The 23,819-nt window shown below is 69.7% G+C and carries 20 protein-coding genes; 9 read left to right on the forward strand and 11 right to left on the reverse strand.

Features of this window, described 5'->3' with window-relative positions; translation table 11 throughout:
- Window positions 1-95 precede the first annotated feature (95 nt).
- A complete protein-coding gene (locus ABGI63_RS07360) occupies window positions 96-863 on the forward strand; it encodes a type III pantothenate kinase (RefSeq protein ID WP_137944839.1) in 768 nt (255 codons plus the stop codon).
- On the opposite strand, the gene hslU is transcribed toward ABGI63_RS07360, so the two are convergent.
- From hslU to ABGI63_RS07385, 5 genes are all read right to left on the reverse strand, one after another.
- A complete protein-coding gene (hslU, locus tag ABGI63_RS07365) occupies window positions 860-2,170 on the reverse strand; it encodes an ATP-dependent protease ATPase subunit HslU (RefSeq protein ID WP_349741842.1) in 1,311 nt (436 codons plus the stop codon). The genes ABGI63_RS07360 and hslU overlap by 4 nt on opposite strands.
- Window positions 2,167-2,718, reverse strand: coding sequence for an ATP-dependent protease subunit HslV (gene hslV / locus ABGI63_RS07370; RefSeq protein WP_262970260.1), 552 nt, complete (start codon window positions 2,716-2,718; stop codon window positions 2,167-2,169). Before hslV ends, hslU begins: the two co-directional genes overlap by 4 nt.
- Window positions 2,719-2,779: 61 nt before the next feature.
- Window positions 2,780-4,576, reverse strand: a complete 1,797-nt coding sequence (locus ABGI63_RS07375; protein ID WP_349741843.1) for a hypothetical protein — start codon at window positions 4,574-4,576, stop codon at window positions 2,780-2,782.
- A 43-nt stretch (window positions 4,577-4,619) separates the two neighbouring features.
- Window positions 4,620-5,363: an RNA polymerase-binding protein DksA gene (gene dksA, locus ABGI63_RS07380; protein ID WP_349741844.1), complete on the reverse strand. Its 744-nt coding sequence runs from the start codon at window positions 5,361-5,363 to the stop codon at window positions 4,620-4,622.
- A gap of 134 nt (window positions 5,364-5,497) precedes the next feature.
- The gene (locus ABGI63_RS07385) at window positions 5,498-6,538 is read right to left on the reverse strand and encodes a CobW family GTP-binding protein (protein ID WP_349741845.1); all 1,041 of its coding nucleotides are present in this window, start codon (window positions 6,536-6,538) and stop codon (window positions 5,498-5,500) included.
- A 122-nt stretch (window positions 6,539-6,660) separates the two neighbouring features.
- Between ABGI63_RS07385 and ABGI63_RS07390 the strand changes: the two genes are divergently transcribed.
- Genes ABGI63_RS07390 through ABGI63_RS07415 form a run of 6 tightly spaced genes read left to right on the forward strand, consistent with a single transcriptional unit; the run spans window position 6,661 to window position 13,624 of the window.
- A complete protein-coding gene (locus ABGI63_RS07390; protein WP_262970257.1) occupies window positions 6,661-7,548 on the forward strand; it encodes a CorC family transporter in 888 nt (295 codons plus the stop codon).
- Window positions 7,548-9,014: an apolipoprotein N-acyltransferase gene (lnt, locus tag ABGI63_RS07395; protein WP_349741846.1), complete on the forward strand. Its 1,467-nt coding sequence runs from the start codon at window positions 7,548-7,550 to the stop codon at window positions 9,012-9,014. Before ABGI63_RS07390 ends, lnt begins: the two co-directional genes overlap by 1 nt.
- 54 nt (window positions 9,015-9,068) lie before the next feature.
- On the forward strand, window positions 9,069-10,007 hold the full coding sequence (gene glyQ, locus ABGI63_RS07400; RefSeq protein ID WP_269841272.1) for a glycine--tRNA ligase subunit alpha: 939 nt from the start codon (window positions 9,069-9,071) through the stop codon (window positions 10,005-10,007).
- A 3-nt stretch (window positions 10,008-10,010) separates the two neighbouring features.
- Complete coding sequence (glyS, locus tag ABGI63_RS07405) at window positions 10,011-12,116, forward strand: glycine--tRNA ligase subunit beta (RefSeq protein ID WP_349741847.1); 2,106 nt, start codon at window positions 10,011-10,013, stop codon at window positions 12,114-12,116.
- A gap of 46 nt (window positions 12,117-12,162) precedes the next feature.
- Complete coding sequence (gmhB, locus tag ABGI63_RS07410) at window positions 12,163-12,783, forward strand: D-glycero-beta-D-manno-heptose 1,7-bisphosphate 7-phosphatase (RefSeq protein WP_349741848.1); 621 nt, start codon at window positions 12,163-12,165, stop codon at window positions 12,781-12,783.
- A 13-nt stretch (window positions 12,784-12,796) separates the two neighbouring features.
- Window positions 12,797-13,624, forward strand: a complete 828-nt coding sequence (locus tag ABGI63_RS07415) for a M48 family metallopeptidase (RefSeq protein WP_349741849.1) — start codon at window positions 12,797-12,799, stop codon at window positions 13,622-13,624.
- Window positions 13,625-13,869: 245 nt separating this feature from the next.
- On the opposite strand, the gene ABGI63_RS07420 is transcribed toward ABGI63_RS07415, so the two are convergent.
- Window positions 13,870-14,928: an MBL fold metallo-hydrolase gene (locus ABGI63_RS07420; protein ID WP_349741850.1), complete on the reverse strand. Its 1,059-nt coding sequence runs from the start codon at window positions 14,926-14,928 to the stop codon at window positions 13,870-13,872.
- A gap of 61 nt (window positions 14,929-14,989) precedes the next feature.
- Here ABGI63_RS07420 and ABGI63_RS07425 point away from each other — a divergent pair, with 61 nt between their 5' ends.
- Window positions 14,990-15,418 carry a MerR family transcriptional regulator gene (locus ABGI63_RS07425; protein ID WP_349741851.1) on the forward strand — a complete coding sequence of 143 codons (429 nt, stop codon included), beginning with the start codon at window positions 14,990-14,992 and terminating at the stop codon, window positions 15,416-15,418.
- Here the strand turns inward: ABGI63_RS07425 and ABGI63_RS07430 are convergent, their stop codons facing one another.
- Window positions 15,419-16,096, reverse strand: coding sequence for an alpha/beta hydrolase (locus tag ABGI63_RS07430; protein ID WP_349741852.1), 678 nt, complete (start codon window positions 16,094-16,096; stop codon window positions 15,419-15,421).
- Window positions 16,097-16,157: 61 nt separating this feature from the next.
- Between ABGI63_RS07430 and ABGI63_RS07435 the strand changes: the two genes are divergently transcribed.
- A complete protein-coding gene (locus ABGI63_RS07435) occupies window positions 16,158-17,255 on the forward strand; it encodes a DNA glycosylase AlkZ-like family protein (protein ID WP_349741853.1) in 1,098 nt (365 codons plus the stop codon).
- Window positions 17,256-17,290: 35 nt separating this feature from the next.
- Here the strand turns inward: ABGI63_RS07435 and ABGI63_RS07440 are convergent, their stop codons facing one another.
- Genes ABGI63_RS07440 through ABGI63_RS07455 form a run of 4 tightly spaced genes read right to left on the reverse strand, consistent with a single transcriptional unit; the run spans window position 17,291 to window position 23,811 of the window.
- Window positions 17,291-20,047 (reverse strand): PAS domain S-box protein, encoded by a 2,757-nt coding sequence (locus ABGI63_RS07440; RefSeq protein ID WP_349741854.1) that lies wholly within the window; start codon window positions 20,045-20,047, stop codon window positions 17,291-17,293.
- The gene (locus ABGI63_RS07445; protein WP_349741855.1) at window positions 20,044-22,770 is read right to left on the reverse strand and encodes a hybrid sensor histidine kinase/response regulator; all 2,727 of its coding nucleotides are present in this window, start codon (window positions 22,768-22,770) and stop codon (window positions 20,044-20,046) included. Before ABGI63_RS07445 ends, ABGI63_RS07440 begins: the two co-directional genes overlap by 4 nt.
- On the reverse strand, window positions 22,770-23,495 hold the full coding sequence (locus ABGI63_RS07450; protein WP_349741856.1) for a response regulator: 726 nt from the start codon (window positions 23,493-23,495) through the stop codon (window positions 22,770-22,772). The genes ABGI63_RS07445 and ABGI63_RS07450 overlap by 1 nt, the downstream gene beginning before the upstream one ends.
- Window positions 23,496-23,526: 31 nt before the next feature.
- Complete coding sequence (locus ABGI63_RS07455) at window positions 23,527-23,811, reverse strand: hypothetical protein (RefSeq protein ID WP_262970245.1); 285 nt, start codon at window positions 23,809-23,811, stop codon at window positions 23,527-23,529.
- Window positions 23,812-23,819: the final 8 nt, after the last annotated feature.

Raw genomic sequence — 23,819 nt, forward strand, 5'->3', positions numbered from 1 at the left:
CCTATCGATGCTTATCGGCGCCTCAGTTCAGATCTTGAGCGCGATGCGCTCTGTTAGGCTGGCGCCTGCACCGGACCAACCCCTCCCATTCCGCCATGAGCTTTCTGGCCATCGACATCGGCAACACCCGTCTCAAGTGGGCGCTCTACGCCTCGCCCCAGCCCGGCGCGGTGCTGCTGGCCCATGGCGCGGTGTTCCTGGAGAACATCGACCGCCTGGCCGAGGCCGAGTGGCGCGAGCTGCCGCAGCCGCACAGCGTGCTGGGCTGCAATGTGGCCGGCGACGCGGTGCGCCGCCGCGTCGAGGAGCAGCTGGAGCTGTGGGATATCGAACCGCGCTGGGTCGTGTCATCGGCCCATGCGGGCGGCGTCACGAACGGCTATGACCACCCCGGCCGCCTCGGCACCGACCGTTTCGTCGCGCTGATCGGCGGCCGTCACCATGTGCTGGCGCGCGGCCCGGCCCGGGCGGCGCTGGTCGTGATGGTGGGCACGGCCGTCACGGTGGATGCGATCGACGCCGAGGGCCACTTTCTCGGCGGCCTGATCCTGCCGGGCCACGGCATCATGCTGCGCGCGCTGGAGGGTGGCACGGCCGGCCTGCGCGTGCCGACCGGCGAGGTGCGCGAGTTCCCGACCAATACCTCGGACGCGCTGACCAGCGGCGGCAACTACGCGATCACCGGCGCCATCGAGCGCATGCACCGCCACCTGAAGCAACGCGCCGGCCACGAGCCGCTGACCCTGATGACCGGCGGTGCCGGCTGGAAGGTCTCACCGGCGCTGGACATCGAGCATGAGCTGATCGAAAGCCTGATCTTCGACGGGATTCTGACGCTGCAGGCGCACCGGCTGGCGCTTTAGAGAATGAAGCGGCTCAGGTCCTCGTTGCGCGCCAGCTCGCCCAGCTTGGCGTCCACCGCCGCGCCGTCCAGCGTGACGGTCTGGCCGGCGAGCTTGTGGGCGTCGAAGCTGATCTCGTCGAGCAGGCGCTCCATCACGGTGGCCAGGCGGCGCGCACCGATGTTCTCGGTGCGCTCGTTGACCTCGTAGGCGATCTGCGCGAGGCGGCGGATGCCGTCGTCGCTGAGCTCCAGCGTCAGCCCTTCGGTGGCCAGCAGCGCCTGGTACTGCTTGACCAGGCTGGCATGGGTGCTCTTCAGGATGGCCTCGAAATCCTCCACCGACAGCGAACCCAGTTCGACCCGGATCGGGAAGCGGCCCTGCAGCTCGGGAATCAGGTCGCTGGGCTTGCTCAGGTGGAAGGCGCCGGAGGCGATGAAGAGGATGTGGTCGGTCTTGACCATGCCGTACTTGGTGTTGACCGTCGTGCCCTCGACCAGGGGCAGCAGGTCGCGCTGCACGCCCTGGCGCGAGACATCGGCGCCGCCATGTTCGGCGCGGCTGGCCACCTTGTCGATCTCGTCGATGAAGACGATGCCGTTCTCCTGCGCCTTGCTGAGGGCGGCGGCCTTGATCTCGTCCTCGTTGAGCAGCTTGGCCGCCTCTTCCTCGACCAGCAGCTTGATCGCCTCGGCGATCTTGAGCTTGCGGGTCTTGCGCTTGCCGGCCCCCAGCTGCGAGAACATGCCCTTGAGCTGCTCGGCCATCTCTTCCATGCCCTGGCCGCCCATAGGCCCGAGGATCTCCATCGTCGGCTTGGCGTCGAGCAGATCGACCTCGATGTCCTTGTCGTCCATCAGCCCTTCGCGCAGGCGCTTGCGCATCACCTGGCGGGTGCTGTTGTCGGGCTCACTGCCAGGCACCAGGATGTCCAGCACGCGCTCCTCGGCGGCGTCCTCGGCGCGGGTGCGCTGGCGCCGCATCTGCAGCTCGCGTTCCTGCTTGATCGCCATGTCGACCAGGTCGCGGATGATGGAGTCCACATCCTTGCCGACATAGCCCACCTCGGTGAACTTGGTCGCCTCGACCTTGATGAAGGGCGCGTCGGCCAGCCTGGCCAGGCGGCGCGCGATCTCGGTCTTGCCGACGCCGGTGGGGCCGATCATCAGGATGTTCTTGGGCGTGATCTCGCCACGCAGCTTCTCGTCGACCTGCTGGCGGCGCCAGCGGTTGCGCATCGCGATCGCGACGGCGCGCTTGGCGGCGTTCTGACCGACGATGTGGTGGTCCAGTTCGGAGACGATCTCCTGGGGGGTCATGCTGCTCATTCCAGGATCTCTATCGTGTGATTCAGATTGGTGTAGATGCAGATCTCGCCGGCGATTACCAGCGACTGCTTGACGATGTCGGCGGCGCTCAGCTCGCTGTGGTTCAGCAGCGCCTTGGCGGCGGCCTGGGCATAGGCGCCGCCCGAGCCGATCGCGACGATGCCCTGCTCGGGCTCCAGCACATCGCCGTTGCCGGTGATGATCAGCGAGGCCGTGCGGTCGGCCACGGCCAGCATGGCCTCCAGCCGGCGCAGCACGCGGTCGGTGCGCCAGTCGCGCGTCAGCTCGACGGCGGCGCGCACCAGATGGCCCTGGTGCTTCTCCAGCTTGGCCTCGAAGCGCTCGAACAGCGTGAAGGCATCGGCGGTGGCGCCGGCAAAACCGGCCAGCACCTTGTCGTGATGCAGCTTGCGCACCTTGCGGGCGCTGGCCTTGACGATGATGTGGCCCAGGGTCACCTGGCCGTCGCCGCCGATGGCGACCTGATTGCCGCGGCGCACGCTGACGATGGTCGTGCCGTGATAAACGGGATGTTGTTGTTGGTCCATAAGGACTCCAGATAGGGGCGCCGGGGCCGGGTTCAACACCAGGCCCGGGCAAAGGGCGAGATCAGGCCTGGCGGACCTTGACCTTGGCGTGCTCGTTGATCCCCATCGCGCCGAAGAACAGCGCCACCAGGCGGTGCGCCTCGCTGAACACCACGGCGCGGTTCTCGCTGCGCCGGCTCAGCACCCAGTTCAGCAGATCGCCGGCGGCCATGAAGTCCAGCCTGATCAGCTTGGGGCAGGCAATCGTCACCAGGCTGGCCGCGCCCAGCTCGGCCGTCATCAGCTGCAGGGTCTCGCTGATGTCGCCGCTGAGCTGGCCGGACAGCTCCAGCTGCACGGCCGAGGGCATGCGCGTCTGTTCGGTGATGGTCGATTCGAGGAAGCTGGTGGTCAGCGTGACCGAATCGGGATGGGCATTGCTGCTGGGCGGGCTGCTGGTGGACAGGGTCAGGCCGCTGACCCGCACGCGGCAGACCGCACGCTCCCAGGACGGTGGCGAGACCTCGTAGGTCACGCAGTAGTCGATCGCGGCCTCGTCGAACTGGTCGGGCCGGTTGACCAGGCGCAGCGTTTCCAGGCGCAGCATCCAGATGGCGGGGTCGACATCGCGGGCGCCGACCGGCGCCAGCTCGCGCAGCTGCAGCAGGAACTGATCGCCGGCCAGCCAGCGCATATCGACCTGCTGGCCGGCCCAGCGCCTGAACAGCTCGCGCAGCCTGGCGCAACCCTCGGTGTCGAGGCGGCGCAGTGCGGCCCAGTCCAGCACCCAGGGCATCGGCAGGTTCTCGCAGCGCTTTTGCAGCTGGGCCACCGACTCGGCGTCCAGATACTCGGGGGCGGCCCAGCAGACACCGCCGGCCGAGCCCATCGGCGCACGCTCCTTGCTGAGCCCTTCGGCCACCAGCTTGGGCAGCGAGAACCACTGCGGCGGCGACAGGCCGAACAGATGCACATAGTCCAGCGCCAGCGACTCGAACTTGGCCTGCTGGGCGGTGGCCCGGTAGAGATCGAAGGCGACCAGCCAGGTTTCGGCATGCTGGTGGCGCGATCCCCCGGGCTTGATCAGGGCCGTCAGGCCCTGCTCGCAGCTCGCGTAGTCGGCGTTCGCGAAGGCGATCACCATCTCGTCGAGCTCGGGGTCGTGCACCATCTCGTTGACCGCCACGGCGGCCGGCTCGACCGCGCGGAAGCTCAGCGGCGCGGCGGGCGCCGCGCTGGGGGGCAGTGCGAAGGAGCGGCTGTCCTTGCTGAAGCTCAGCGGTTGCAGCGAGGGCAGCACGCTGGGCTTGGCATCGGACAGTGGCGGCAGGCCCGCGCCCATCACGGCAGCGGCCGGTGGCGGCACCGATTCCAGTCGCTCGACCTCCTCGGGTGTGGCGAACTGGCTGACGCGCGCCGGCGGCGGCGCGGTGGTCGTGGTGGCCGAGAAATGCACCGGCCGGGTGCTGGTCTCGAAAAAGCCCGGCGGATGGTTGCCGGCGATCTGCGTCGGCGCGAAGCTCTCGCCGACCATCTGCTGCTCGATCTCGTCGATCTTGGCCTTGACGCCCAGATCGATCTTGGAGTTCAGGTCGCTGCTGCGCTCGATCTCGTCGATGCGCGAGCTGCTGCTGCCCAGGGCGGCGAGCTGCTCGGGGCTGAGTCCCTCGCGGCGCACGCGGCGCAGCATGTCGAGCTCGCGCTTGCGCACGAAATCATTGCGGCGCTTGCGCTCCACCATCGCGCGCAACTCGGCCTTGGCGAGATCGCCCTCGGGGTCGTCCTGGCGCGAATTGATCTCCGCCCAGTCGGTCGTCGGGTTGGCCACAAAGCGCGCGACCTTGCGGAAGAAACTCTCGCCGTCTTTCGGTTCTGTCATGCGCGCCGGACCTTGGCTGGGTGGTGAGAGGACAGGGCGGGGTTCAGTCCCCGAACATCTTCTGCTTCAGCTCACGCCGCTGCTGGGCTTCCAGGGACAGATTGGCGGTCGGGCGGGCGATCAGCCGGCCCAGGCCGATGGGCTCGCCGGTCTCGTCGCAATAGCCGTACTCGCCGGTATCCAGGCGTGCCAGCGACTGCATGATCTTCTTCAGCAGCTTGCGCTCGCGGTCACGGGTGCGCAACTCCAGCGCGTGCTCTTCCTCGATGGTGGCGCGGTCGGCCGGATCGGGGACGATGGAGGTGTCTTCGCGCAGATGCTCGGTGGTCTCGCCGGCGTTCGACAGCACGCCGTCCTTCAGCGCCGTCAGCTTGGCGCGGAAGAACTCGATCTGCTTGTCGTTCATGTACTCGGCTTCGGGCATGGCCATGACTTCGGCGTCGGTCAGTTCATGACCGGCCTTGGTCTTCCAGGCGTTGACGAGTTTGGGGTCGGCCTTGGCGGCGCTCTTGGGGCTTTCAATCACGGGCGTACTCATTTGTCGCGTCGGCGGCTTCGGGGGCGCAAAACGATCTGCAAACCGGCTGCTGCCGAGGGGTGGTGCTGCCGCCTCGAGTGTGGCTACCGAGGCGGAGGAGGAGGAATCCAGTGCGGCGGCCTTGGCCTTCGCGCTGCTGCCGCTGTGGCTGCTTTTGCCAGCCTTGACGGCCGGCCGCCCTTCGTCTGCCGGGGCAGGGGTCGGGGTGGGTTTCGGGGCCGGGGTCTTGCTCACGTTGAATCTCCTCACTGCTGGGCTTTATACCTGCTCTGAAGGGCTAGATGGCAAAGCTGACCAGCTTTCCTGGGGCGATGTCGCCGGGGTCGGGCGGGGCGCATTGTAGCCACGATGAATCCCCAGCATGCTGACACCTCCTCGGGAGCTCAGGCCAGGCAACCTTCCAGCCCTTGCATCAGGATGTCCTTGGGCAGGTCGATGCCGATGAAAACCATTTTGCTCGTCTTTTTCTCGCCCGGCAGCCATTTCGGGCCCAGGTCCGATCCCATCAGCTGGTGCACGCCCTGGAAGATCACCTTCTTGTCGGTGCCCTTCATATTCAGCACGCCCTTGTAGCGCAGCATCTTGGGGCCGTAGACCTGCACGATGGCGCCCAGGAAATCTTCCAGCTTGGCGGGGTTGAAGGGCTTGTCGGAGCGGAACACAAAAGACTTCACATCGTCGTCATGCGCATGGTGGTGCGGGTGATCGCAATGCTTGTCGTGCTCGTGGTCATGATGGTGGTGATCGTGGTCGTGCTCGTCGACCGTCAGGAAGCCCGGGTCGATCTCCAGCTTGGCGTTCAGGTTGAAGCCACGCAGATCAAAGACCTGGGCCAGCGCCACCTCGCCGAAATGGGCGGTCTGCACCGGCGCGCGCGGGTTCATGTGCTTGATGCGGTGCGTCAGCGCCTCGACCGCGGCCGGCTCGACCAGGTCGGACTTGCTGATGAAGATCTGGTCGGCGAAGCCGATCTGGCGGCGCGCCTCCTGGCGGCTGTTCAGCTGCTCCTCGGCATGCTTGGCGTCGACCAGGGTCAGGATCGAGTCGAGCAGATAGCTCTCGGCGATCTCGTCATCCATGAAGAAGGTCTGGGCCACGGGCCCCGGGTCGGCCAGACCGGTGGTCTCGATGACCACGCGCTCGAAATCCAGCTCGCCCTTGCGGCGCTTCTCGGCCAGATCGCTCAGCGTGGTGCGCAGATCCTCGCGGATCGTGCAGCAGACGCAGCCATTGCTCATCTGGATGATCTGCTCGGTCGTCTCGGCCACCAGGATGTCGGTGTCGATGTTCTCCTCGCCGAACTCGTTCTCGATCACGGCGATCTTCTGGCCATGCGCCTCGGACAGGATGCGCTTGAGCAGGGTGGTTTTTCCAGAGCCCAGAAAACCGGTCAGTATGGTGGCGGGGATGAGACCTTGGGACATGGTGATGGCGCGCTGAGGGCAGTGAGTAAGCAGCCCCGGATATGGGGGCGGCTGACTGTGGTGCAAGAGGGGTGCAATGTCAATGGGTTATTCTGTGGGCCTTGCAACTGCCCGACGCACCTGTGTCCGAGCCTCAGCCTAGTCGGCCCTCTCATCGAGGGGGCCACAAATCCACTGCCGCAGCCGAGCCGCGCGGCCTGCTGATACGCCTGCTGGAGTTCCTCCATCCCGGGCCCGACTCCAAGAGCGAACTGATAGAGACGCTGGCCGATGCCGAGCAGCGCGAGCTGATCGAGCCCGAATCGCGCCAGATGCTGGAAGGCGTGCTGCGCATGGCCGAGCTCAGCGCCGGTGATGTGATGGTGGCCGCGCCGCGCATGGACCTGCTGGACATCGAGGCGCCCTATGACGAACTGCTGGGCCTGGTGATACGCGGCGGGCATTCGCGCTTCCCGGTTTTCGAGGGCCAGCGCGACAACATCATCGGCATCCTGCTGGCCAAGGACCTGCTGAAGATGCAGCGCTCGCCCGAACTGAATCTGCGCGCGCTGCTGCGACCGACCGTGTTCGTGCCCGAGAGCAAGGGCCTCAACGAGCTGCTGCGCGACTTCCGCTCCAACCGCAACCATCTGGCCATCGTGATCGACGAGTTCGGCAACACCGCCGGCCTGATCACGATCGAGGATGTGCTGGAGGAGATCGTCGGCGAGATCGAGGACGAGTTCGACGACAAGGACGGCGAGTCCAGCATCTACACCCTGGCCGACGGCAGCCAGCGCGTCGCCGGCGACGCCGAGATCGCGGCCGTCAACGAGGCCTTCACCGTGACCCTGCCCGAGGCCGAGTTCGACACCATAGGCGGCCTGGTCGCCCATGAGCACGGCCGTGTGCCGCGGCGCGGCGAGGCGGTCGATATCGGCGGTCTGCGCTTTGCCGTGATGCTGACGCGCGGCGGCTCGGTGCGCTGGTTCAAGGTCACGCGCGCGCCCGTCGAGAGCCTGGACGGCTGATGCGGGGCCGCTACGCGATGCTGGCCGCTGCGGCGGCCGGTGTGCTGCACACCGCCTCGTTCGCCCCGCTGGAAGCCTGGTGGCTGCAGATCCTGGCGCTGGCCTGGCTGGCCCATCTGTCCTGGAGCGCCAGCCCGCGCCGCGCGGCGGCGCTGGGTGCGGCCTTCGGCATAAGCTGGCTGGCCTCCGGCCTGTGGTGGCTGCACATCAGCATGCACCAGTTCGGCCATATTCCCTGGCTGCTGGCGGCGCTGGCGGTGCTGCTGCTGGCGGCCTTTCTGAGTCTCTACTACGCCGGCGCGCTGGCGCTGGCGGCCTGGCTGCGCAAGGGCGGCAGCCCCGGCTGGCATGCGCTGACCTGGGCGCTTTGCTGGCTGCTGGCCGAGCTGGGCCGGGCCACGCTGTTCACCGGCTTTCCCTGGATCGCCAGCGGCTATGCGCACAGCGTCGGCCTGCTGGCCGACTGGGCGCCGTGGATCGGCGTCTACGGCATCACGCTGCTGGCGGCCGGCGGCGCGGCCGCGTTTGCCGCGCTGGGCCGGCACAGCTGGCAGCCGGCCGCCGTGGTGCTGGGTCTGCTGGCCCTGGGGCAGGTCTTGCCGCATGACTTCACCCAAAGCACAGGCCGCCTGCGCGTCTCGCTGCTGCAGCCCAATGTGCCGCAGGATCAGAAGTTCGACCGCGCGCTGATGGAGGCCAATCTGGACCGCCTGGCGCAGCAGATCGAGGCCTCGCAAGGCCAGATCGTCGTGACGCCGGAGTCGGTCGTGCCGCTGCCGCTGGCCTATCTGGACCCCGACTATCTGCAGCGCCTGCAGCGCAGCGCGATGCGCCGGCCGCTGCTGCTGGGCACTTTTCTGGGCGATGAGCGGGAGGGCTATGTCAACTCGCTGATCGCGATCGGCGTGCATGCGAACTACAGCTACGGCAAGCGCCATCTGCTGCCCTTCGGCGAGTTCATCCCGCCGGGCTTTCACTGGTTTGTGCGTGCGATGGGCATCCCGATGGACGACCAGGCGCGCGGCCAGCACCAGCGGGCCTTCGCGGTGGCCGGCCAGCGCCTGCGCCCGCTGATCTGCTACGAAGACCTGTTCGGCGAAGACTTTGTCGGCAGCGTCGTCGGCCCCGAGGCGGCCACCGTGCTGGTCAATGTCAGCAATCTGGCCTGGTTCGGCACCCTGATGGTGCAGGACCAGCATCTGCAATTCTCGCAGATGCGCGCGCTGGAGTTCCAGCGCCCCTTCATCCGCTCGACCAATACCGGCGCCACCGCCGTGCTGGACCATCGCGGTCGCATCATCGCCGCCGCGCCGCCGGCGCGCAGCGTGGTGCTGGAGGCTTCGGTCGAGGGCCGCAGCGGCAGCACGCCTTATGCCCGCTGGCTGGCTGCCTGCGGGCTCTGGCCCCTGGTTTTTCTGGCCTTCGCCGGCCTGGGGCTGGCCTGGCTGCGCCGCCGCGCCTCGTAGAATCCGGGGCGATCGCTTGTTTGCCCCTCCCTCACTTCAGACACCGACATCTCCATGCTGAGCTTCCAGCAAATCATCCTGACCCTGCAAGACTACTGGTCCAAGCAGGGCTGCGCCCTGCTGCAACCCTATGACATGGAGGTGGGTGCGGGCACCAGCCACACCGCCACCTTTTTGCGCGCCCTCGGTCCCGAGCCCTGGAAGGCCGCCTATGTGCAGCCCAGCCGCCGCCCCAAGGACGGCCGCTATGGCGAGAACCCGAACCGCCTGCAGCACTACTACCAGTACCAGGTCGTGCTCAAGCCCGCGCCGGCCAATATCCTGGAGCTCTATCTGGGCTCGCTGGAGGCACTGGGCTTCGATCTGAAGAAGAATGATGTGCGGTTCGTCGAGGACGATTGGGAAAACCCGACGCTGGGCTGCTGGGGCCTGGGCTGGGAGGTCTGGCTCAACGGCATGGAAGTGACCCAGTTCACCTACTTCCAGCAGGTCGGCGGCATCGACTGCAAGCCCATCACCGGCGAGATCACCTACGGCCTGGAGCGCCTGGCCATGTATCTGCAGGGCGTGGAGTCGGTCTATGACCTGGTCTATGTCGAAGGCAAGGACGGCGCGCCGGACATCAAGTACGGCGATGTCTTCCACCAGAACGAGGTCGAGCAATCGACCTACAACTTCGAGCACAGTGACGTCGAGTTCCTGCTGACCGCCTTCGCCGCGCACGAGAAGCAGTCCAAGCATCTGATGGAGCAGCAGCTGGCGCTGCCCGCCTACGAGCAGCTGCTCAAGGCCGGCCACAGCTTCAATCTGCTGGACGCGCGCGGCGCCATCAGCGTCACCGAGCGTGCCGCCTATATCGGCCGCATCCGCAATCTGGCCCGCGCCGTCGCGCAGAGCTATCTGGAGAGCCGCGCCCGCCTGGGCTTCCCCATGGCACCGAAGGAATGGGCCGATCAAGTCATCGCCCAGATTGAAAAGAAGAAGGCGGCCTGAGCCATGACGACTGCTGTGAAGAATCTGCTGATCGAACTGTTTGTCGAAGAGCTGCCGCCCAAGGCGCTGAAGAAGCTGGGCGAGGCCTTCGCCGCTGTGCTGGTGGACAGCCTCAAGACCCAGGGCCTGATGGGCGAGGGCGCGCAAGCGAGCGCCATCGCCACGCCGCGCCGCCTCGGCCTGCACCTGACGAATGTGGCGCCCAAGGCCGCCGACCGCGCCGTGCAGCAAAAGCTGATGCCGGTGGCGGTGGCGCTGACGGCCGAGGGTCAGGCCACGCCGGCCCTGTTGAAGAAGCTGGCCAGCGTCGGCGCCGACGCCTCGGTGCTGCCCCAGCTCAAGCGCTTGCCCGATGGCAAGGCCGAAGCCCTGTTCCTGGACCAGCTGGTGCCCGGCGCCACCCTGGCCGAGGGCCTGCAGAAGGCCCTGGATGAAAGCCTGGCCAAGCTGCCCATCCCCAAGACCATGACCTACCAGCTGAAAGATGGCTGGACCGATGTGAAGTTCGTGCGCCCGGCCCATGGCATCGTCGCCCTGCATGGCGCCGATCTGGTGGCTGTCTCGGCCCTCGGCCTGCAATCGGGCCGCACGACACGCGGCCATCGTTTCGAGGCCAGCACGCCCGAGTTGACGATTGAAAGCGCCGACAGCTATGCCGCGCAGATGCGCGAGCAGGGCGCCGTGATCGCCGGCTTTGCCGAGCGCCGCGCCGAGATCGCGCGCCAGCTGCAGGCCGCCGCCGGTGGCCTGACGCCGATCGACGACGAAGACCTGCTGGACGAGGTCACGGCCCTGGTCGAGCGGCCCAATGTGCTGGCCTGCCAGTTCGAGCCCGAGTTCCTGGCCGTGCCGCAGGAGTGCCTGATCCTGACCATGAAGGCCAATCAGAAATACTTCCCGCTGCTCGACGCCGCCGGCAAGCTGACGAACCATTTCCTCGTCGTCAGTGCCATCAGCCCGGCCGACGCCAGCGCGGTGGTTCAGGGCAATGAGCGTGTCGTGCGCCCGCGCCTGGCCGATGCCAAGTTCTTCTTCGACCAGGACCGCAAGAAGAGCCTGGCCGAGCGGGTGCCAGGTCTTGCCAAGGTGGTCTATCACGGCAAGCTGGGCACGCAGGGTGAGCGCGTCGAGCGCGTGCGCGCGATCGCCAAGGCGATTGCCGGCATGCTGGGTGGCGCCGCGCTGGCGGCCGATGCCGACCAGGCCGCGCTGCTGGCCAAGGCCGATCTGCTGACCGATATGGTCGGTGAATTCCCCGAGCTGCAAGGCATCATGGGCGGCTACTACGCCCGCCATGACGGCCTCAGCGAGGCCGTAGCCTTCGCCGTCGAAGACCATTACAAGCCGCGTTTCGCCGGCGACACGCTGCCGCGCAACGAGGCCGGCCTGGTCGTCGCGCTGGCCGACAAGCTGGAGACCCTGGTCGGCCTGTTCGGCATCGGCCAGCTGCCCACCGGCGACAAGGATCCGTTCGCGCTGCGCCGTCATGCGCTGGGCGTGGTGCGCATGCTGTCGGAGTCGCCGCTGACGCGACAACTCCGTCTGGACGAGGTCATCGCTGCCGCCGTGCCGGCCTTCGGTCGCTTGATCGAGGATCCCAGTGCCAAGCTCGTCGACTTCGTCTTTGATCGTGTCGCGGTGAGCTGGCGCGATGTCTACACGGCCCAGGAAGTCGATGCCGTGCTGGCCCTGCGCCCGCTGCGTCTGGCCGAGGTGACGAAGCGCCTCGAAGCCGTCCGCGCCTTCGCGGCGCTGCCCGAGGCCGCCTCGCTGGCCGCCGCCAACAAGCGCATCGGCAATATCCTGAAGAAGAGCGAGACGGCGGTCGACGCCAGGATTGATGCGGCGCTGCTGCAGGAGGCCGCCGAACAGCAGCTGGCGGCCGCGCTGGACGGCGTCGCGCCCAAGGCCGATGCGCTGTTCCAGCAGGGCGAGTACGCCGCCTCGCTGCGCGAGCTGGCGGCGCTGAAGGCGCCGGTCGATGCCTTCTTCGACGGCGTGATGGTCAATGCCGAAGACCCGGCGCTGCGTGCCAATCGCCTGGGCCTGCTGAAGACCTTGCATGAAGCGATGAACCGGGTCGCCGACCTGTCCCGACTGGCCAGCTGATACGAGCACACGAGGTATGCCGATGCGACCCGACCACAGCCACAGCATGAAGCTCGTCATCCTGGGGCGAGACGGGACCATCAACCATTACCGCGACGACCATGTGAAGTCGGTCGACGAGCTGCAGCCCCTGCCCGGCGCGCTGGAGGCCGTGGCCCGGCTCAATCACGCCGGCTGGCACACGGTGATGGCCACCAACCAGCCCGGCATCGGCCGCGGTCTGCTGGACATGGCCTCGCTCAACACCATCCATATGCGGCTCAACCAGCTGCTGGCCGAGAAGGGCGGGCGGCTCGACGCGGCCTTCTTCTGCCCGCACACGCCCGAGGAAGGCTGTGCCTGCCGCAAGCCGCTGCCGGGCCTGATCCAGCAGATCGGCGAGCGCTTCGGCGCCGATCTGTCCCTGGTCCATATGGTGGGCGCCTCGCTGCGCGATCTGCAGACCGCGCAGGCGGCCGGTTGCATCCCGCATCTGCTGCGCAGCGACCGGCTCGGCGCGCTCGACGAGGCGCAGCTGGCGGCCCTGGTGGCCCAGGTGCCCGGCACCACGGTGCATGCGAATCTGGGGGCGTTCGCCGAATACCTGATCCAGCGCGATCGTCGCGCCAAGGCGGATGCGCGCGGCGAGCAGATGACGCCCGACACCAGCCCCGGAGCGCTGGCTTGAGCGACTGAGCGCGATGTCGATGCTGAAGCGTCTGGCCAGCCTGCTTCATGTGGATCAGCTCTCGCTGTTCGAGGCCGAGTCGTCGCCGCCGCCCGTCATCGCGGCGCCTGCCGCCACGCTGCCCCAGGCGCGCTCGCAACGGGCCTTGCTGCTGGACGGCCACAGCGTTGGCTACGAACTCAGGCGCGCACGCCGGCGCAGCATTGGTTTCACCGTCAGCGCCGAGGGGCTGAAGGTCAGCGCACCGCGCTGGGTCAGCGTGGCCGACATCGAGCAGGCGCTGCGCGACAAGCAGGGCTGGATCCTGCGCAAGCTGGTCGAGCAGCGCGAACGCACCCAGAGGCTGCAGGCGGCGCGCGTGGTCTGGGCCGATGGCGCCAGCCTGCCCTATCTGGGCGCGCCGCTGCGGCTGCGGCTGGGCGGCCTGGCGCACTACGACGCCGAGGGTCGGGTCTTGCATCTGGGCCTGCCGCTGAGCGCGACGCCCGAGCAGATGCGCGACGCGGTCCAGGCCTGGCTGCAGCGCCAGGCGCGGGCACTGTTCGAGCGACGCTGCGCCCACTTCGCGACCGCGCTGGGCGTGCGCTATATCCGGCTCTCGCTGAGCTCGGCCCAGACCCGCTGGGGCAGCGCCAGCGCCAGCGGCGCGATCCGCCTGAACTGGCGGCTGATCCATTTCGCGCCGGCCATCATCGACTATGTGGTCGCCCACGAGCTGGCCCATCTGCGCGAGATGAACCACAGCGCGCGCTTCTGGGAGGTGGTGCGCTCGGTCGTGCCCGACTACGAGCAGGCCCGCGAGCGGCTGCGCGACGAGGCCGTGCCTCAGCTGGACAGCTAGCGGCCTCTCCCTCTTTAGGGGGGCTTGTTACCGGGCGTGACGGCAAGCACACTGCGACCCACAAGCTGTCATCACGAAGCATCTGAGTCCGGCGTCAGTCTTTGCCGTTCTCCCGGTGGCACCACGGCCCCCAGGTTTCCTGGGTAGACCCTGGCAGCTGCACCGAAAAGTGGATGCGTCGTCAAAGATCAGACCGCCGCCGCCCGCTCACGCGGTCGGCGGCGGCCACTGACTCTCCCCAGGCCTCACACCGCCGAGAAGCGGTACACCCCATCATCATCGAGTCGCCGCAGCAGCAGGCCGGCCAGCCACAGCGCGTTCAGATGCGCGACCGACTCGCCCATCGCGAAGGTGGTCTGGTGCAGGTCCAGCTTGCGCTTGAACAGCACATCGAGCAGCTCGGCCGCATGGCAGGGCTTGGCCGCGCAGGCCTCGGCCACCTCGGCCAGGCGTTCGTCATGGTGTTCGCGCAGCTGGTCGACCCGCGCATGCAGGCCGCGGAAGGGCTTGCCATGCGAGGGCAGCACCAGGGTGTCGCCGGGCAGGTCCAGCATGTGCTGCAGCGAGGCCAGGTAGAGGCTCAGCGGGTCGGCCTCGGGCTCGACATCGACCACCGAGACATTGGTCGAGATGCGCGGTAGCACCATATCGCCGGAGATCAGCAAGCCCAGCGTCTCGCAGTGCAGGCTGATGTGCTCGGGCGCATGGCCGAAGCCGGCGATGCAGCTCCAGTCATGGCCGCCGATGCGCAGCCGTGCGCCGCCCATCAGGCGGCGGAAGCTGCTCGGCACGGCCGGCACCATGCTGGGGTAGTAGCTGGCGCGGCCGCGGATCTTGGCCAGGGCCTCCGGGTCGCTCAGGCCGTGGCTGGCGAAGAAGGCGGCGGCCGCCTCGCCGCCCATGCCCACCGTCGAGCCGCTGGCCAGGCGGGCCAGATGGAAGTCGGTGGCGCTGATCCACAGCCGGCATTGCCATGTCTCGGTCAGCCAATAGGCCAGGCCCATATGGTCGGGATGGAAGTGCGTGACGATCACCCGCAGCACCGGCAGGCCGTCCAGATGCTTGGCAAACACCTGTTCCCAGTTTGCCTTGGTAGCGTCGCTGCTGATGCCGCAGTCGATGATGCTCCAGCCGGCCTGACCGTCGATCTCGTCGCGCAACAGCCAGAGATTGATATGGTCCAGCGCGAACGGCAGGCCCATGCGCAGCCAGCGCACGCCGGGCGCGATCTCCAGCACCGCGCCGGGCTCGGGCAGGGCGTCGCCCAGGGGGTAGGAAAGTTCGGATTCGCGTCGGTTCGCCATGGTGTGCTCGTGCCTTAGACTTCCGTTTACGTTAACGTCATCCTTCAGCGCCAGTGTAGCCATGAGCCCAGCCTCCCGCTCGACCCCCTCCGCCGAGAGCTCCGGCCGCCTGTTCACCATCACCGAGCTGGCCGCCGAGTTCGACATCACGCCGCGCGCGATCCGTTTCTACGAGGACATGGGCCTGCTCGAACCCAGCCGCGACGGGCGCAACCGCGTCTACACCCACCGCGACCGCACCCGCCTGAAGCTGACCCTGCGCGGCAAGCGTCTGGGCCTGAGCCTGCAGGAGGTCAAGCAGCTGGTGGACATGTATGACTCCGAGTCCGACGCTGCGCCGCAGCTGACCGCCTTTCTCGAAGTGCTGCGCCAGCACCGTCGCCAGCTGGAGCAGCAGCTCGACGATATCGAGGTCACCTTGGCCGAGATCAGCCAGCATGAGGAGCGCTGCGAAGCGCTGCTGGCGGAAGCGGCGCAGAAGCAGGCCTGATCAGGCGAGCAGCACCCGCAGCAGCCAGGCGTTCAGGTCCGCGACCTCCTCGTTGCACAGCGAGTGCTCCATCGGATAGTCGTGCCACTCGGGCGCGTAGCCCAGGCGCTCCAGCTCGGCGCGGGCCGCGTGGGCGCGCTCCAGCGGCACGACCGGGTCCTGCAGGCCGTGGGCCAGGAAGATCGGCAGATCGGCATTGGCCGGGTGGCGCTCGGCCGCCGTGCTGGGCAGCAGCGGCAGATAGCCGGACAGGCCGATGATGCCGGCCAGGCGCTGGGGGTGGCGCAGCCCCGTCATCAAGGCCATCGCGCAGCCCTGCGAGAAGCCCATCAGCACGATGCGCGAGGCCGGGATGCCGCGCGCGATCTCGCGCGCGATCAAGGCTTCGATGGCCTGCTGCGAGGCGCGCAGACCGGCCTCGTCCTCCTGGCGGTCCAGCGCGGTGCCGCGGATGTCGTACCAGGCCGGCATGCGGTAGCCGCCGTTGATGGTCACCGGCATCACCGGCGCGTTCGGCAGCACGCAGCGCAGGCCGCCGCCCTGCGCCAGCAGCGGGCCCAGGTCCAGGGCCTCGCAGACCGGCACGAAGTCGCTGCCATCGGCGCCCAGGCCGTGCAGCACGATCAGGCTGGCGCTCGGTTCGGCGGGGGTTTGCAGTTCTAGGGTTTCCAGTGTCATGGCCCGGATGCTACGCAAATTAGACTACTGGACAAATAAACAGTTTCAGGAGTTGCCCGCCATGGCCAGGAAAGTGATCACGCTGGACGATCTGCGCCGCCACGCGGTGGCCCGCAGCCTGTTCAAGCCGACCAGCCTGCCGCAGGCGATCCGGCGCCTGGGCTTTGTGCAGGCCGACCCGATCCGCGCGCCGGCCCGTGCGCAAGACCTGACCCTGCGGCTGCGGGTGCGCGACTACCGGGTCGGCGACCTGGAGCGGCGCTATGCGCGGCTCCAGGTCGAGGAGGATTGCCTGGTCAACTACGGCTTTCTGCCGCGCGAGCACCTGCGCCTGATGCACCCGCGCCAGGCCGAGCGCCGCTGGGATCAGGAGACCGAACGCCGCGCTAGCGCGGTGCTGGACTTTGTGCGCGCCTGCGGCGAGGCCCACCCGCGCCAGGTGCAGGCCGAGTTCGACCATGGCAGCACCCGCAACGCCTGGGGCGGCAGCTCGAACGCGGTGACCCAGCTGCTGGACGGCATGCATTACCGCGGCCTGCTGCGGGTGGTGCGGCGCGAGCAGGGCCTGCGCGTCTATGCCGCGGCGGCGCATCCGCCGGATCCGCGCGAGCCGGCCGAGAAGGCCCGGGCGCTGGTCGATCTGGTGCTGGCCAAGTACGCGCCGCTGCCCTCGCGCAGCCTGGGCCAGCTGTGCAGCCATCTGGGCTATGGCGCCCCGCATCTGCACGCCGAGATCAGGCAGGCCCTGGCGAGCGCCCGCGAGCGGCTGCCCAGTGTCGAGCTGGACGGCCAGGCCTGGCTCTGGCCCGAGGGCGAGGATCCGCGCTCGCGGCGCTGGCAGTTTGACGAGGAGCTGCGCCTGCTGGCCCCCTTCGACCCCATCGTCTGGGACCGGCTGCGCTTCGAGCGCTTCTGGGGCTGGGCCTACCGTTTCGAAGCCTACACACCGGCGCCCAAGCGCAAGCTCGGCTATTACGCGCTGCCGCTGCTGTGGCGCGGCCAGGTGCTGGGCTGGGGCAATCTGGCGGCGCTGGACGGGCGGCTGCAGGCCCAGATCGCCTATGTCGCCGGCAGGCCGCCGCGCGAGGCCGGCCATGCCCAGGCGCTGCAGGCCGAGCTGGCCCGCATGGCGGAGTTCCTCGGCCTGGCGCCGCCTTGATCCAGCGTCTTATGCCGGCGTCTTGTGCCGGCATCTTAGGGCGCCGTGGCGCTGGTCAGCGCCGCCACCCGCGCCACCATCTCGGCCGGCGCGAACGGTTTTTCCAGCACCGCGCAGCCGGCCTCGCGCAGGAACTCGGCCGCGCCCGGGCTCAGGGTGTCGCCGGTGACGAAGAGCATGCGGGTGGCCAGCTGCGGCTGGCGCTCGCGCACCGCGCGCCACAGCGCCGCGCCGTCCATGCCGGGCATGCGCAGATCGCTGACGATGGCCTCGAAGCGCGCTTCCTCCAGCAGCTCCAGCGCCACCAGACCGGACTCGGCCGTCATCACCTCGTAGCCGGCGCCCTCCAGCGCCTCGCGCATCAGCGCGGCCAGCTCGGTCTCGTCGTCCACCACCAGGATGCGCAGCTGCTGGGGCGCGTCGGCGATCGGCGCCGGCGCGGCCGCGGCCGGCTGGGTGCCGCCGGCCAGCGGCAGGCGCAGCAGAAAGCTGGCGCCATCGGCCGTGTCCTCCAGCAGCAGCTCGCCGCCATGCTCGCGCGCGACGCCGCGCGCCACCGCCAGCCCGAGGCCGGTGCCCTGCAGCTCGCCGGCGCCCTTGGTCGTGAAGAAGGGTGTGAAGATGCGCTCGCGCAGGCCCGGCGCGATGCCGGGGCCGTTGTCGGCCACGCGCAGCCAGACGCGCTGGCCGTCCTCAGCCAGGCCGCTGGCGATGCGGATGCGGCGCTCGCCGTCCTGGCTGCTCAGCGCCTGCTGGGCATTGACGATCAGATTCATCACCAGCTGGCCCAGCCGGTCGGGGTCGGCCGGCAGCTCGGGCAGGTCGGCGGCCAGCGCCAGCTCCAGCGTGATGCCGCCGGAGCGCAGGCTGTAGCCGAGCAGCTCGACGGCGGCGCGCACCAGCTCGTTGAGCGGCACGGCGGCGCGGGTCTCGGGCTTGGCGCGCGCCATGTTCAAAAAAGTTCGCACGATGCGGCCGCAGCGCTCGGCGGCCTCGCGGATGCGGCGCGCGTCGTCGCCCAAGGCGCCGCCGGCGGCCTTGCCTTCGAGCAGCGCGGCCCGGCCCAGCACGATGGACAGCGGGTTGTTCAGCTCATGGGCGACGCCGGCCAGCAGGCTGCCCATCGCGGTCAGCTTCTCGCTCTGGCGCAGCGCCTCGCGCTGGCGCTCGATCTCCTGCTGGGCCTGCTGGCGCTCGCTGACATCGTTGATGAAGGCGGTGTAGTGGTGGCTGCCGGCCACATCGGTGCGGGCCAGCACCATCTCGATCGGGAACTCGCTGCCGTCGGCGCGCCGCCCGCTCATCTCCAGGCGCTTGCCGGCCAGCTGCATCGCGCCGCTGCCACGCACCCGGGCCATGCCGGCCTCGTGTGCCGCGCGCAGGCGTTCGGGAATGATCAGCTCGCCGACCGAGCGGCCCAGCACCGCGCTGCGCGGGTGGCCGAACATCGCGGCCGCCGCCGGGTTCCACTCGACCACCCGGCCGCTCTCGTCGGTGCTGATGATGGCGGCTAGCGCATGGTCGACGATGGCGGACTTGTAGGCCTCGCTGCGGCGCTCGCGCTCGCGCGCCTCCTGCTGCGCGGCGAAGGTGGCGCTGACCACGTCGACCCAGGGCTGCCAGCGCGCGTTCAGCCGCGGCGCGGGCGCGGTCGCGTCGCGCGAGCGCTCGAACAGATAGCGCATCACCGCCAGCGCCGGCTCGATCACGCGCCGGCGCAGCAGCCACTGGCCCAGCAGGATCAGGGCCAGCAGGCCGCAGGCGATCAGGCCGAAGGGCAGCAGCTCGGGCGCGATGCGGGTCAGCAGGGCGGCCTCCGACTGCGTGGCCACCAGGGTCCAGGGCGCGCTGCGCAGCGGCAGCGCCAGCAGGCGCTGGCCCTGGTCGGCCAGTGCGCCGCCCTCCAGCCCCAGGGCCCGCTCCAGCACCTCGGGACCGTGGAGCAGCGCGCCGGGCCGGTCTTGCAGAATCGGCCGGCCGTCCTCGCCCAGCAGCCACCAGCGCCAGCCGCCGTCCATCAGCTTGGCGGCACGGCTCAGATCGCTCAGGCGCAGCTCGGTGGCCACCAGGCCGCGGAATTCCTCGCCGGCATAGACCGGCGCGCCATGCACCAGCCGGCCCTCGGCCGCGCGGCTCAGCCAGAAGCTGCGCTGCGCGTTGTTGCGATCCGGCGTGGCGGCGCCGAACTCGGCCTGCGCATACCAGGCGTCCAGCGCGTCGCCCAGCTCGGGCCGGCCCAGGCCCAGCAGCACATTGCCGCTGGGCAGCCAGGGGTAGAGCAGGGCATGGCGCTGTGGCCAGGCCAGCCAGTAGGAGCGGGCCAGGTCGGCATGGCGGTTGTGGGCGGCTTCGGCCAGCGCCGCAAAGGCCTGCAGCCGCCACAGCGCCGCCATATCGGGTCGCTCGGCGCCGGGCCACAGCAGCTGGGCCAGGCCCGGCTGCAGCAGCTGCGGCAGTTCGTCCAGGGTGTAGCCGCCGTCGCGCGCGCGCAGCGCCTCGGCCAGCAGCGCGTCGGGCGCGCGCGCCGGCGTGATCAGCTCGCGCTCGGCGAAGCGCCGCAGGTCCTGCACATGGTCCTCGGCGGCGCGCGCCAGCGCCTGCAGCGCCGCGCGCTGGCGCGCCGCGCCGCGCTCCAGCTCGCCGACCGCATTGCGGTGGGCGGCTAGGCCCTGGCCGAGGCCCAGCAGCAGCACCAGCAGCAGCAGCGGCAGGCTGACCAGCCACAGCAGGCGGTGGTAGCGCTGCACCAGCCGTGCGGCGCTGCTGGCATGCAGATCGGTGGGCGGGGTCATGGCAGTGGCTCCAGGCGGCGCACGGCGGCCAGCAGGTCATCGGGCTGGAAGGGCTTCTCCAGGGCGGGGCAGCCGCATTCCTTCAGGAACTCGGCGGCGGCCGGCGAGAGGATGTCGCCGGTGACGAAGAGCATGCGTGCCGCCAGCGCGGGCTGCAGGGCCTGGACCGCGCGCCACAGCTCGGCGCCGTCGACCTCGGGCATGCGCAGATCGCTGACGATGGCGTCGAAGCGCGCCTCCATCAGCAGGGCCAGCGCGACCGCGCCGTCCTCGGCGGTGGCGACCTCGTAGCCGGCGCCCTCCAGGGTTTCGCGCATCAGCGCGGCCAGCTCGGGCTCGTCGTCGACCACCAGCAGGCGCAGGGCCTGGCCGTCCGCGCCGGCCGGCGCCTCGGCCGTCTCGCCGTCCGGCTCGGGTGCGCCGCTGATCGGCAGGCTCAGGCGGAAGCTGGCGCCCGGCTGGCCGTTGTGCTCCAGCAGCAGGTCGCCGCCATGCTCGCGCAGCAGCGAGCGCGAGACCGACAGCCCCAGGCCGGTGCCCAGGCCCTCGGCCTTGGTCGTGAAGAAGGGCTGGAACAGGCGTTCGCGCACCTGCGGCGGCACGCCAGGGCCGTTGTCCTGCACACGCAGCCAGATGCGCGGCTCGCGGCCCTCGCGGCGTGCCTCGACGCCGGTGCTGACCGTGATGCGGCGCGCCTCGTCCCGGTCGGCCAGCGCATGCTGCGCATTGATCAGCAGGTTCAGCAAGGCCTGCCCCAGCTGGTCGGCGTCGCCCATCAGCTGGGGCAGCTGCGGGTCGAGCCGCAGCTCCAGCGCGATGCCATGGCTGCGCAAGGTGTAGCCCAGCATGTCGGCGGCGGCGTGGACGATGTCGTTGAGCGCCACCGGCGCGCGCCGCGCCGGCTTGGCGCGCGCCATGTTCAGAAAGGTGCGCACGATGCGGCCGCAGCGCTCGGCGGCCTCGCGGATGCGCTGGGCATCGTCCTGCAGCGGGCTGCCGGCCAGCTTGTCCTCCAGCAGATTGGCGCGGCCCATCACGATGGCCAGCGGGTTGTTCAGCTCGTGGGCGACGCCGGCCAGCAGGCTGCCCATCGCGCCGAGCTTCTCGGTCTGGCGCAGCGACTCGCGCTGGCGTTCGATCTCCTGGCGCGCCTGCAGCCGCTCCGACACATCGACCAGCGAGGCGGTGTAGTGCTCCTGGCCCTCCAGCTCGCTGCGCCACAGCACCATCTCGACCGCGAACTCGCTGCCGTCGCGGCGCAGCGCCTGCATGTCCAGGCGCCGGCCCAGCAGGGCCGGGCTGCCGCCGGCGCGCAGCCGCGCCATGCCGGTGCGGTGGCGCTCGCGATGGCGCTCGGGGATGATGATGTCGGCCACATCGGCGCCGCGCACCTCGGCCAGGCTGCGGCCGAACATGGCCTCGGCGGCCGGGTTGAACTCGAGGATGCGGCCCCGCTCGTCGGTCGACACCATGGCCTCCAGCGCATGGTCGAGGATGGCGGACTTGCGGGCCTCGCTGCCGCGCTCGCGGCGCATCAGCTCATGCTGGCGGCGCACAAAGTGGCGTGCCAGCAGCCACTGGCCGATCAGCAGGCTGGCCAGCAGGGCCAGCGCCAGCGCGGCATGGGGCAGCAGGCTGGGCAGGATGCGCTGGCGCAGCTCGGCCAGCGGCGTGGCCGAGACATAGAGCCAGGGCGAGTCCGGCCGGCCGGCCGCCACCAGCGCCCAGTCGCCGGCCCGCACGCGCCCGCCGGCCGCCGCCAGCGCGGCCTGCAGCTGGGCCTCGCCCAGCCCGGCCGGTGCACGCTCGGCCCAGGCGGTCTTGACATGCTGGTCGCCCTGGCCCGGGCCGCTAGGCCCGAGCAGGGGCTGCTGCGAATCGGCCAGCACATGGCCGGCCCTGTCGACGATCCAGGCGCGCTCCTGCGGCTGGGCCCATTGCCGCACGCCGGCCTGCAGCGCGTCGAGCCGGAAGTCCAGCGAGACCTCGCCGACCAGTTCGCCGCCGGCATGCACCGGCGCGGTGTGCGAGACCACCAGATGGCCGGCCAGCTGGCTGGCATAGGGCGGGCCCCAGTGTGAATCGGCCGGCTGGCGCGCCAGCCGCGCGCGGGTGCGCTGCGCCGCCAGCGCGCGCAAGCTGGCCAGCTCGCGCATGCTGCTCAATCCCAGGCTTTGCAGAATGCTGTCGGTCGAGATCCAGGGGTAGCCGAAGGAGGTGTTGACATCGATGCCGGCAAACCAGGTGGCCTCGAAACCCGGGGCGCGGGCGTGGGCGATGCGGGCCTGGCTCACGAAAGCGGCAGCGCGGCGCAGCCACAGCGGCTCGATGGGCCGGCCGTCGGGCGCCGACCACCAGACCTGACCCCATTGCAGGCCGGCGCCGTGGCCGGTGATCGCGACGCCGTCGGGCTGGCCGGCCCGCTGCTGCGGCTGCAGCGCCTGGGCCAGTGCCGGCCCGGGGTCGGGTGGTTGTTCCCAGACGGCCTCCATCAGCCGGCGCAGGTCCTGCACATGGTCCATCGCCGGGCGCGCCAGCAGCTGCAGGTCCTGCGCACGCTGCTGCGCGGCGCGCTCCAGCGCGGCCTCGGCCTCGGCCATGCGCTGCTGGTATTGCAGCGCGCTGAGCACCACGAGCAGCAGCGCCATCGGCGCGACGAACCAGGCCATCAGGCGGCGCGTGGCCGCCAGCTGCTGCAGGGCCGGGTCTTGCGCCGCGGGCATCAAGTGCTGACGAAGACGTAGCCGACGTTACGGACGGTTTTCAGGACTTCGGGCTTGTCGGGGTTGCGCTCGACCTTGCGGCGCAGCCGCATGATGCGCAGATCGATGGAGCGGTCGAACACATCCCAGCCGCGGTTGTGGGCCTGTTCCATGATCTGGTCGCGGTTCAGCGGCCGGTTCGGGTGGCGCGCGAACAGCGCCAGCAGATCGAATTCGGCGGCGGTGATCGTGACCTCCTGGCCCTGCGCATCCCAGAGCTTGCGCTCGTCCAGGTCCAGCGCGCAGGCGCCGAAGGCGACGCGGCGGCCGCTGCTGGCGGGCGCCGTGGCCGGAGTTGCCGGAGTGGCCGCGGCCTGGGTGCGGCGCAGCACCGCGCGCACCCGCGCCAGCAGCTCGCGCAGATCGAAGGGCTTGGCCACATAGTCGTCGGCGCCCAGCTCCAGGCCGACCACGCGGTCCACCGCGTCGCTGGCCGTGGTCAGCATCAGGATGGCCACCTGCGGGTGGGCCTCGCGCAGCCAGCGTGCCAGCGACAGGCCGTTCTCGCCGGGCATGTTCAGGTCCAGCAGGGCCAGCTCGGGCCGGCCCTCGGCCAGCAGGCGGCGGGCCTCGGCCGCGTCGGCGGCGCAGCGCACCGCAAAACCCTGGCGCGTGAAATATTCGGCCAGCAGCTCGCGCAGCTCGGCTTCGTCATCAACCAGCAGCAAGGAGGTCGGAGGGCTCATGGGCGGGGCAGAGGACGTGGCGACCGGGCGATCATGCCAGCCGGCGGCCCAGCGCAACACCGGCCAAACCCCGCATCAGCGCCCGCCCGACGCCCGATTCCTGGATCGGCGCCGTCAGCTCCAGCAGGTCTTCGGCAAAGGCCTCGCTGCGGGTCAGGGCCGGGCGGGTGTCGACGAAGCTCAGGCTCTTGAGCCGCTCGCGGGTGCGCTCCTCGGCGCGCTGCAGCGCGGCATGCTTTTCGATGCGGGCGGTGATCTGGCCTGCCAGCAGGCGTTCACAGGCGGGCCAGATGGGATTGCTGAGGGCTTGCGGCATGGCGGTGC

Origin of the sequence: Roseateles cavernae, from assembly GCF_040187885.1 — a bacterium.
Lineage (GTDB): Bacteria > Pseudomonadota > Gammaproteobacteria > Burkholderiales > Burkholderiaceae_C > Roseateles_E > Roseateles_E cavernae.